This window comes from Emticicia fontis (assembly GCF_054779675.1).
The window spans coordinates 54,474-64,948 of the sequence record NZ_BAAGXU010000001.1 but is presented as its reverse complement, the minus strand read 5'-3'; the positions used below and the strand labels follow the sequence as shown (position 1 = coordinate 64,948).

Below are 10,475 nucleotides of genomic sequence, written 5' to 3'. Positions count from 1 at the left end.
TGTTGGGGTAGTAGATTTATCATTATCTCATAGAGACGATTGATTCGCCGCGCGATGCATGGTATCTTCCCGGGCCGATAAACAGAGAAAAACGTCATTTGTAATATTAATTGTTCCCTGAAATAAAATTGCATTAATTCCATAGGCCCTTGAATCTTAATCAGTTTTAACAAATTGTACTTTTTTTAGTTTAATAAGTTATCATGTTCCTTATTTATCTAACAGAATAATTTTTATGTTACGTGCAGACTTTAGTCTGCACTTGAAAGATGAAATTTCCCGCGCGGCGGCCACTTTGTTATTTTAGACGGCGAATTTTATTCGCTGTTACTTTTAAAAATATCCTATCTATGAAAACAATTGCTTTGATTAATAATGTTTTATGGGTGCTTGCCCTGATTCCGGTAGTGATGATGGCCATGATGTCGCCGATGATGTTTGATGCCCCTGGCTCAGAAAAAAATACCTTGCTTTGGGTAATTTTATGGGCAACCTTCCTATTACCAGTTCTGATTCTGGTTACGCAGGTATTCGCCTGGATCAAATTTTTTGCAGGTAATTATCCTTTATCATTAAAAATAGGATTGATACCGTTGATTGACGTAGTTTTTATATTTATCTGTTTTGTTTCTATGAGCAATAAATAGGATATCAGCTCAATACCTCACGTAGCACCTGTAAGGATTTCACCTCACCAAAATCTTCTACGTGGAGTTGGTAAAACAGAATAATAAACTCTAATAAATGATTTCTGGCACCTCTGCTCATAGGTATAGGTGTCTGATAATCTGCCGCAATCAGATTATTCATTAAAGTTTTATAATCTGAATCAAACGGAATCACAATATTGGCTTCCCTGAATTGAGTAAGAATCTCGTTGGCATCATTCGGCGAAAAGCCCAGAAAGAAACTATATTTCAGTAGAAAAATCAGATGGAAATTCTCAAAATGTTGCTCGGTTTCATCGAGAAAGATTAGAGAATGATAAAGAAACTCAAACAAAACAGGGTTTTCATTACTTTCTTTCAGGGTTTTGTTCAGCACTTCATCTAAGAACATCGCAATGCTCGACTTATAGACATCATAAGGAAGAGTCTTGAACGGATAGGCCGATTTGATTTCAGAGATACGATGAATCTCCTTTTTATCATCATGATACAAAACCAGATCTAAAAGCGTAAACGGCTGAAAAAGTGCGATTCTGTTTTTCCCCTTACTGCTCCTTACGCCATTTTCTATATACGATTGTATCCCAAACTTTTCGGTATAAATTTTGGCGATAATAGACGTTTCGCGGTAACGAATATAATTAATGACTATTCCCCGGGTTTTGTGAAGCATGATAAAGCAGGAAAATAAATAAAAGCAGCCATAAGGCATCAATAAAATGCCAGTAAATGCTAATCAGCCTCAATTTTAGCTGATTAGGTGGATTAACACTGTATACATAAGACTCTACATATTCCATCCGCTTGAAAGCATCATTATTGGCTATGCCTAATGCAATAATACCTCCTAAGGCATGAACCAGGTGCAGACCCGACAGGATATAAATAAACATTCCTCCGGTATTATTACTCATCGTAATGCCTCTTAGAATCATCTGGCGCCAGCCCCAGGCCTGTAAAATCATAAAGGCAATGCCAAAAATGAGTGTCAGGCTGATATTGAGGCGATAACTGCGGAATCGCTCTTCTTTGAAAGCCTTATTAGCCCATTGCAAGGTTGAGCTACTCGTCAGAATCACAAAAGTACTTGCCCAGAAAACACCGGGAATTTTCAACCTGATCTGCTGGTTATTGAACTCTTTGGTAACAAATACAAGAACAATGAAAAAAAACAGCAAACTACTCCCCAGAATACCCAGATAGAGCATGAACGAAAGAGGCTCACGGCGTTTTGTTAATTGATTCAACATTCTCTTTGGTAATTCTTGTATCATTTTAAATGACCCTGCCAAAGGGCAAAGTCCGGAAATTGTGCTTTTAAGTCTTTTGCTGTCTCAAAAATACCATAGACCGTTGAGCCTGAGCCTGTCATAGAAGCATACATAGCCCCGTGATCATATAGCCCCTTTTTAGTGGCTGCAATAACCGGATATTTCGATAACAAATTTTCTTCAAAATCGTTTTTGACAATCCCGTTCCATTTATTTAACGGTAAACTTAATGCTTCTTTGAGCGGAATTTTCGCTTTTTGAGGCTTTACTCCGCCATAAGCCTCAGCCGTTGAGATATGAATGGCAGGATTTACCAGTACGATAAATTTACCCTTTAAATTTAACGAAAATTCTTCAAATTCGTCTCCTTTATTAAAACAAAATACAGGACGGTTTTCAATAAAAAAAGCACAGTCTGAACCTAATTGACGCGCATAATGCTGTAATTCGGCTATGCTTAAATCTAGCTCAAAAATCTCATTCAGTATTTTCAACGCAAATGCGCCATCGGCCGAACCTCCACCCAGGCCTGCACCCATCGGAATGACCTTATGTAAATGAAAATGCGCGGCTTTATCTGCCATTTCAGGCCGACTATTGCGTAATAGATGATAAGCTTTGATACATAAATTATTGCTTTCATCGCCCGGAATCGGCAAGCCGGAACTCTGAAATTGAAAGGATTGAGCTGGGACAATCTCTAAGGCATCACGCCAGTCGACGGGATAAAAAACTGACTCAATGTTGTGGAATCCATCAGGGCGTTTTTCTATGATATTCAGCCCGATATTTATTTTGGCGTTTGGGAAACTAAGCATCTGTTCTCATAATAAAAACCAAAGGTAGCAACCGAGATTAAAATTACAGCAAGCTATTTTTTGTTTTTAGAAAAGTGTATATATTTCTCAAAAATTTACCCTTTAACTAAAGCTATAAAATGAAAACTACCAGACTACTCGCCATTCTGCTGGCCACTACTTTTTTATTATCAAACTGCGGAGGTAAAAAAGAGGAAGAAGAAAAAGAAGAACCTAAAACCGCCGCCGAAGCTCTGCAAAACGTAACAGATGAAGCCGAAAAAATGGCTAAAGACGGCCCTAAAGAGGCAGTAGATGCTAAACTACTTAAGGAATTATTACCAGCCGATGCCGATGGATTGCCCCGAAAAGAAGCCTCAAGCGAGAAAACTGGCGCGATGGGTTTTCAGGTTTCTACTGCTACTGCCCAATATCGTGAGGGTGACAGTTCTATCGAAGTAAGTATTGTAGATGTAGCAGGCACAGGAGCCATTATGGGTATGGCAGCCTGGGCAATGGTTGATGTAGACAAAGAAACTGATACGGGTTACGAAAAAACTACTACTTATAAAGGTCATAAATCATTCGAAAAATATGATAAAGAAAGCAAAGACGGTGAGATAGCCGTATTGCTGGCCAACCGCTTTGTGGTAAGTGTAAAAGGCAACGATGTTGCTATGGATAAAATCAAAGCTACGCTCGATGATATTGATTTAGGCAAACTGGCTGATATGAAATAATTATTATCTCTTTATACTTAGCAGGTTAGCTATCGGAATATAGCTGACTGAAAAATTATTCCTTATTCTTAAGAACTTCTCACAGAATTCTGAGGTTTACTATTTACCTTAGTTTGAAATTTAGTTTTGTTGAATGTCGTCTCATCATATCGTAAGAGAAAAACAAGAACCTGCATTGATTATCGCCAATGGCGAGGCATGTAGTTTTGAGTTATTGGGACAGTTGCTGGAGTGGAGTCCTTTCGTCGTAGTCTTAGATCAGGCTATTCATCGGGTAATCGAATTGGGTATTAAGGTTGATGTACTTTTAGGCGACTTTGATGTTAACATTGACTTAACAGAAATCGAGAAAAGTCAATATCCTATTGAGATTATTCATACGCCTGACCAGGAGAAAACAGACCTGGAAAAAGCCTTTGATATGTTGATAAGTAGGGGTTTCCCTGCTGCCAACGTAGTTTGGGCTACAGGTCGCAGAGCCGACCACTCTATCACTAATATGACTAACATTGTCCGTTACAAAAGTAAACTTCAGATCGTCGTAATAGACGATTACTCTATAATTTACCCCTTACTACCTACCCCGAACATCTTTGAGAAGTGGTTTACCAAAGGTTCACCCATCTCATTAATACCAATAGGAACTGTTACAGGTATACGAACCGAAAACTTACTGTATAGGCTTGATAATGAATCACTTATACTTGGTTATCGGGCAGGAAACAGCAATGAGGCCGCTGACGACGGAATTGTCAGGATTTCTTATGAAACCGGCGACCTTTTGTTGATGGAATGTCATGATTAAAGGAGGAATTTTCAATGTGGATAACTTTTTCAGAAATAATTTTTTTTTCTGAAAATTAAATATTTACATTTGTTAATATATTTTCCTTCCTAACCACTACGTAAGTTTTTACTAGAAAAGCAAATAGAAAGTGTGCATAACTTTTGTGGATAACTTTTTAGTTTGATTTTTTCTACCTTCGCATATACTAACTGGCTGATTATTAGGTCTTAACATTTTCTTAATATTAGACTTTTTTACTGTTGCTAAAATGGTATAGAAGTGCGGTTTTTTCAAGCCTTTAGAATTTGTTAATTTTACATACTTGTTCTGAATATGAGTGTATTTCAGACTTGTGTAAAAGATAAAAAGTTAATAGCTATGACTGCTCATAACCCAAAAAATTTAAACCCAAAAAGTGACTGGCGGTCACCATACCTATAAATGATTATGTTGCTGTATTTTGAACATTTGTCCCGACCATACGTGCGTGGTCATAAAAATATTTTTTCGAATCCAAACCCCTTACTGACTGCCTTATGTATGTAATTAAACGAGACGGACGCCGCGAGTCGGTGAAGTTCGACAAAATTACTGCTCGTATCGAGCGTTTATGCTATGGCCTTGAGCCGGCATTTGTCCAACCCGTTGAAGTAGCCATGAAAGTTGTAGCAGGAATTTATGATGGAGTGAGTACTTCGGAATTAGATAATCTTGCTGCGGAGACCGCCGCTTCGATGACGACAAAGCACCCCGACTATGCTATTTTAGCTGCTCGGATTGCGATTTCAAACCTTCACAAAAACACTTTGAAGTCTTTTTCAGGGACAATGAAAATGCTGTATCAGTATGTTGACCCAAAGACTAATCAAAATGCCTCATTAATCGCTAAAGAAACCTGGAAGGTAATTCAGAAACACGCAGCAACGCTTGATTCTGCCATTATTTATGACAGAGACTTTGGCTACGATTATTTTGGGTACAAAACCCTTGAAAAATCGTATTTATTGAAACTAAACGGCAAAATTGTTGAACGCCCGCAACACATGCTTATGCGTGTATCAGTAGGTATTCATGGCGATGATATTGACCGTGTACTAGAAACTTACGAATTACTATCAGAACGCTGGTTTACACATGCTACGCCTACATTATTTAATGCAGGTACTCCTAAACCACAACTTTCGTCGTGCTTCTTATTGACGATGAAAGAAGATAGCATTACAGGTATTTATGATACCCTACGCCAAACTGCCCAGATTTCACAATCTGCTGGTGGTATAGGTCTGGCAATACATAATATCCGTGCAACAGGTTCTTATATTAAAGGTACTAATGGTACTTCTAATGGTATCGTGCCGATGCTTCGTGTTTTCAATGATACTGCCCGTTATGTTGACCAAGGCGGTGGAAAACGCAAAGGCTCATTTGCTATCTACATTGAACCATGGCATGCCGACATTTTTGACTTTTTAGAATTAAAGAAAAATCACGGAAAGGAAGAACTACGTGCTCGCGATTTGTTCTATGCTCTCTGGATTTCTGACTTATTCATGAAGCGTGTGGAAGCCAACGACACCTGGTCGTTGTTCTGCCCTAGCGAAGCTCCGGGTCTGTCAGAATGTTACGGAGAAGAATTTGAAAGATTATATCAAAAATACGAGCTTGAAGGTAAAGCCCGTAAAACCATTAAAGCTCAGGATCTTTGGTTTGCCATCATGGAGTCGCAGGTAGAAACAGGTACACCTTACATGCTCTACAAAGACGCGGCTAACCAGAAGTCAAATCAAAAGAACTTAGGTACAATCAAATCTTCAAACTTGTGTACTGAGATTATTGAGTACACAGCACCAGATGAAGTAGCTGTTTGTAACCTGGCATCAATTGCATTACCAAAATATATTGTAAAAGATGCAAAATCGGGCTTTTTGAAATTTGATCACCAGAAATTGTATGAAGTTACGAAGGTTATCACCCGTAACTTAAATAAAGTAATTGATGTCAATTACTATCCTGTTCCGGAAGCAGAAAAAAGCAATCTTCGTCACCGTCCAATCGGTTTAGGTGTACAAGGATTAGCCGACGCGTTGATTGTTTTAAGAATGCCTTTTGAATCTGACGAAGCCCGTCGATTAAACAAAGAGATTTTTGAGACTATCTACTACGCAGCCATGGAAGCATCGATGGAAATGGCAGTGAAAGAGGGACCTTATGCTACATGGGAGGGTTCTCCAATTTCGCAGGGTATCTTCCAGTTCGACATGTGGGGTGTTTCACCTGATTCAGGTCGTTGGAACTGGGAAGAACTTCGTGAGAAAGTGAAGCAGAATGGTGTGCGTAACTCGCTTTTAGTGGCCCCGATGCCAACCGCATCAACCAGCCAGATATTAGGCAACAACGAATGTTTCGAACCATATACTTCAAACATCTATACCCGTCGGGTTTTATCGGGTGAGTTTGTAGTAGTAAACAAACATTTGTTGAAAGACTTGGTAAAAATTGGTCTCTGGAACGATACCATGAAAAACAAGTTGATTGCTGCCAATGGCTCGGTACAGGCTATCGTTGAAATCCCGCAGAATTTGAAAGACATTTACAAAACTGCCTGGGAAATCAAGCAAAAAACTATTATTGATATGGCTGCTGACCGTGGCGCTTACATCTGCCAAAGTCAGTCTCTGAATATCTTCATGGAAAACGCTAATTTCGGTAAACTTACTTCTATGCACTTCTACGCATGGAAAGCAGGTTTGAAAACCGGTATGTATTATCTACGCACAAAAGCCGCTACTGATGCTGTGAAATTCACGGTAGACAGACAAGCGATTGCAGAGGTAGTCCCAGCCGTTACAACCGTAGAGGAAAAACCATTGGATTATGCTAAATATGCCGAAGAACAAACGGCTAAAGCAACAGCCGCAGCAACTTTTAATAGTGATGACGAGTATCAATACGCCGCTATGCAATGCTCACTCGACGACCCTGAGGGTTGCGAGATGTGTGGCTCATAGGGATTCCGACTTTCTTTCTTTCTTAATCTTACCGAAAAAACCACCCCAAAAGGGTGGTTTTTGCTATTTATAATACCTCTCTCGAAACCCCTCCTTCAAAGCCTTATACTCCGCATGATCTTTAGCCTTAAACCAAAGTTCTTTAAATACCTGCGCCGCCTGGGCCTTTTCATTGGTCAAAGCATCAGCTTCTTGTGGCAAAATCTCATTTTCTTTAAATTGACTCCCACTCGAATACGGATATTCAACTGCTTCTTCTCTTGGCTTATCTTGTGCATATTTTTGACCGCTGGCATGGTTAGCATAGCGGCGGGCACGAGTAAAACCCATTTGCAGATATTTACGAGCCATATCTGCCCCTACAAAATCTTTTGCTTTCAGATATTTTTCAAACAATTCATAAATGGCTTTGCTTGATTCTTTGGCCACTTCCACTGTTTTAAACCGCCATAAGGGAAGTATTTCTGATTTATAGGGTTCTACCAACAAGACACCTTGTTCTCCCACACCAATACGATACAACTCAGGGTTTTTCCTGAAATCAGTCTTTTTAAAATCTAAGTTGTAGTTGAATTTATTCATAGGTAATTACTTTCTAATAATTCTGTACTATTATTGTATAACCTGCATTTGCTTATGGATGTTTTTTATTAAATTGGAGCCCATTACGTATATATTAACCACTGCTGTTGACTGACAGTTTTAAACCGCTGAACACGCCCGATGAAATTCCTGAAAGTATTCCTTCTTGCTTGTATTGCTTTCTCTGCATTCTCACAAAAAAACTATGTCAAGGGCTATATCATCTTAAAAAATCAAACAGATACACTCAAGGGTTTGATTGACGACCAGGATTGGACTGTCAACCCAACCAGTATAAATTTTATGGATTTTAATAATCGTGAGCAATCTTATAGCATTAATAAATTAAGTTCGTTTGGAGTAACAGATAAAGAAAGTTATTTAATTGGGAAAACAGATTTAGATATTACCCCTTTTGAAACAAACAAATTAATAAAAGACCGCAATCAGATAATTGCTAAAGATACTTTACAGGCGTTTTTGGTCTTGTTGAAAGCAGACTATAGCCTGCTTTATCTAAAAGATGCTACAGATAAAGAGCATTTCTTTTATAAAGATGGTCAAAAGATAATTGAACTAACCAACCATAAGTTTTTGCAGCAACGAGGAGATAAATTATTTGAGTTTAATAATAAATTATATCAGAAGCAGTTAGAGATGCTCTTTAATCTATGTGGTAAAAAAATATCTACCAATAATCTGACGTATGAGATTCTGCCATTAACTGATAAATTTATTGAATTTAGCGAGTGTATCGGCTGTACTTATACCTGTTATGTGAAGAAAAGGGAAGATAAAAGTGTTTTTACGTTGGGTGTGTTGGCAGGGGCTGGCACAGATAGAAATTTTTTCTCGCATAAAGATTATTTTGATTATAGTTATTTTGAAACAAAGACAATTGTACCTAATATGCTGTTTGGTATAAGTGCATCTTTTTCGCCCAAAAGAAATCTGAATCGGAATATTCTTGGATTTGAGGTTTTCTTCAATAAAGAAAATGTGAGGGATAAGGCAACTAACTTTTCAAAGAGTATTAATTATCTGAATTTTGTCCCACTTTATAGACGCCAATTTGTTAATCAAAAAGCAATCAAACCCTTTGTAGGAGCTGGTCTTATTGTTAAGCATTTAATTTCTTATCCTGATAAAGAAATCTTTACAGGCGACCGGTTGAATTTATATGTAATGACTGAAGGAGGTATTAGATGGAATAATCTGCTTTTCTCTGTGCGTATTAAAGTGAAACCTAAAGCGAATATTGAAGATACATCCGTTCTGTATAAAAATGTAGCAGAGGTAGTAGATGTTATAAGATATCAGAGAATTAATTTCCAGTTCAGTCTGACCTATTTGCTTTTTAATACTGTCTGAAAGACAAAATAGAGATAGTTTATTTACCTCAACCCAAAATCATAGCGCTCGTGCACAATTCGTTTTAGCATACCTAATTGCCCGCAATGCCACATCGTGTGCTTGATATTCCAGTCTATGGCTTCAAATTTAGTTTTAGCAATGGGGTGAGGCATAGGGGTTGGTACTAAAGGTTGTTCGAGGTTGATGGGGTTTAAAGATTGTATGATACTGATTGATTTCTGCGCCATCAGTTTCAAGTGCTTTTTCAAATCTTCCGGTTTCGTTTTGCCCACAGACAGGTGCGAAGCGGTATTATGAAATAACTGAGAATACTCTTTGATAGGTATCTGTTGCAATATATCCACCTGATGCCCGACCGTAACCATAATTGTATGGTAATAATAACTGATAACCAGATGCCCCACTTGCCATGTTATGCTTGATTCAATCACTTCCGGAATAGTATCCCATTGTTCATCCGGAATAGTCTCAATAAGCTTATCAGCCCACGCATAGGCACTTTCGGTTTGTCTGGTCAATAATTCAATCTGATTCATTGGTAGTAGGTTTATGGTTTCTTCTGCAAACCTATCAAATCATTTCAGCATATTCGTTGACCTAGGTCAATAAAGCAGTATTGCTGATTTTCTTTCTGATTCGGCTAATGGTCTCAGGTTTTACATGCAGATACGAAGCCAGCATATATTGAGGAATTCGTTGCGCAAGATCTGGCCTTTGTACAATCATTTTTTCGTACCGTTCCTGCGCCGATTCAAGCAATAAAGACTGGATTCGGTCATGTGCCCGCAGGAATAATTTCTCATTCATCATCCGGCTCATTTTCTCAATAAATGGGTATTGATTACCTAATTTCTCTAAGCTTTGTCGAGTAATGACATGAACAACAGAAGGCTCTAATGCCCGGATTTCTTTCTGAGAAGGCAATTGGGTAAGGAAACTATAGTAATTCGTAATAAAGCCGTTTTCGAAGCCAAATTCATCAATTATCTCTTCGCCATCTTTATTATAAACACAGAGCATCAAGCCTTTTTCTATCAAACCTACCACATGGCAAACCTCTCCCTCAGCAATAAAGACTTCATTTTTCTTCAGTTCTCCTCTCCTGAACTCAGCTAGAAAAATACCAGCTTCTGTTTCGCTTATTTCAAATAATGATTGGAGTTCTTGCTTGATTTTTTCCACAAAAAGGATTTATATAAATCAAACCTAGAAAATCTATCCAGAATATGCAAAAATATGATATATGAT

11 protein-coding genes are annotated in these 10,475 nt (G+C 38.2%); 5 read left to right on the top strand and 6 right to left on the bottom strand.

Features of this window, described 5'->3' with window-relative positions; translation table 11 throughout:
• Window positions 1–350 precede the first annotated feature (350 nt).
• Window positions 351–647, top strand: coding sequence for a hypothetical protein (locus tag ACYVFA_RS00230; RefSeq protein ID WP_460469767.1), 297 nt, complete (start codon window positions 351–353; stop codon window positions 645–647).
• Window positions 648–651: 4 nt separating this feature from the next.
• Here ACYVFA_RS00230 and recO read toward each other — a convergent pair whose 3' ends face one another.
• From recO to ispE, 3 genes are read right to left on the bottom strand one after another with little or no spacing between them, the layout of a single operon-like run.
• Window positions 652–1,341: a DNA repair protein RecO gene (gene recO / locus ACYVFA_RS00225; RefSeq protein ID WP_460469766.1), complete on the bottom strand. Its 690-nt coding sequence runs from the start codon at window positions 1,339–1,341 to the stop codon at window positions 652–654.
• Window positions 1,310–1,918, bottom strand: a complete 609-nt coding sequence (locus tag ACYVFA_RS00220; RefSeq protein WP_460469765.1) for a cytochrome c oxidase subunit 3 — start codon at window positions 1,916–1,918, stop codon at window positions 1,310–1,312. The genes recO and ACYVFA_RS00220 overlap by 32 nt, the downstream gene beginning before the upstream one ends.
• 20 nt (window positions 1,919–1,938) lie before the next feature.
• A complete protein-coding gene (gene ispE, locus ACYVFA_RS00215) occupies window positions 1,939–2,757 on the bottom strand; it encodes a 4-(cytidine 5'-diphospho)-2-C-methyl-D-erythritol kinase (protein WP_460469764.1) in 819 nt (272 codons plus the stop codon).
• Between the two features lie 119 nt (window positions 2,758–2,876).
• Here ispE and ACYVFA_RS00210 point away from each other — a divergent pair, with 119 nt between their 5' ends.
• The 3 genes from ACYVFA_RS00210 (at window position 2,877) to ACYVFA_RS00200 (ending at window position 7,271) form a co-directional block, all read left to right on the top strand.
• Complete coding sequence (locus ACYVFA_RS00210) at window positions 2,877–3,476, top strand: transposase (RefSeq protein WP_460469763.1); 600 nt, start codon at window positions 2,877–2,879, stop codon at window positions 3,474–3,476.
• 133 nt (window positions 3,477–3,609) lie between these two features.
• On the top strand, window positions 3,610–4,281 hold the full coding sequence (locus ACYVFA_RS00205) for a thiamine pyrophosphokinase (protein ID WP_460469762.1): 672 nt from the start codon (window positions 3,610–3,612) through the stop codon (window positions 4,279–4,281).
• A gap of 518 nt (window positions 4,282–4,799) precedes the next feature.
• Window positions 4,800–7,271, top strand: coding sequence for a ribonucleoside-diphosphate reductase large subunit (locus ACYVFA_RS00200; protein ID WP_460469761.1), 2,472 nt, complete (start codon window positions 4,800–4,802; stop codon window positions 7,269–7,271).
• A 63-nt stretch (window positions 7,272–7,334) separates the two neighbouring features.
• On the opposite strand, the gene ACYVFA_RS00195 is transcribed toward ACYVFA_RS00200, so the two are convergent.
• Complete coding sequence (locus ACYVFA_RS00195; RefSeq protein ID WP_460469760.1) at window positions 7,335–7,853, bottom strand: DUF4385 domain-containing protein; 519 nt, start codon at window positions 7,851–7,853, stop codon at window positions 7,335–7,337.
• 141 nt (window positions 7,854–7,994) lie between these two features.
• On the opposite strand from ACYVFA_RS00195, the gene ACYVFA_RS00190 reads away from it, so the two are divergent.
• Window positions 7,995–9,224 (top strand): hypothetical protein, encoded by a 1,230-nt coding sequence (locus ACYVFA_RS00190; RefSeq protein ID WP_460469759.1) that lies wholly within the window; start codon window positions 7,995–7,997, stop codon window positions 9,222–9,224.
• 23 nt (window positions 9,225–9,247) lie between these two features.
• On the opposite strand, the gene ACYVFA_RS00185 is transcribed toward ACYVFA_RS00190, so the two are convergent.
• Together ACYVFA_RS00185 and ACYVFA_RS00180 are read right to left on the bottom strand one after the other, a co-directional pair.
• The gene (locus tag ACYVFA_RS00185) at window positions 9,248–9,763 is read right to left on the bottom strand and encodes a DinB family protein (protein ID WP_460469758.1); all 516 of its coding nucleotides are present in this window, start codon (window positions 9,761–9,763) and stop codon (window positions 9,248–9,250) included.
• Window positions 9,764–9,824: 61 nt separating this feature from the next.
• Entirely contained in the window at window positions 9,825–10,409 is a 585-nt protein-coding gene (locus ACYVFA_RS00180; RefSeq protein WP_460469757.1) for a Crp/Fnr family transcriptional regulator, read from the bottom strand.
• Window positions 10,410–10,475 lie beyond the last annotated feature (66 nt).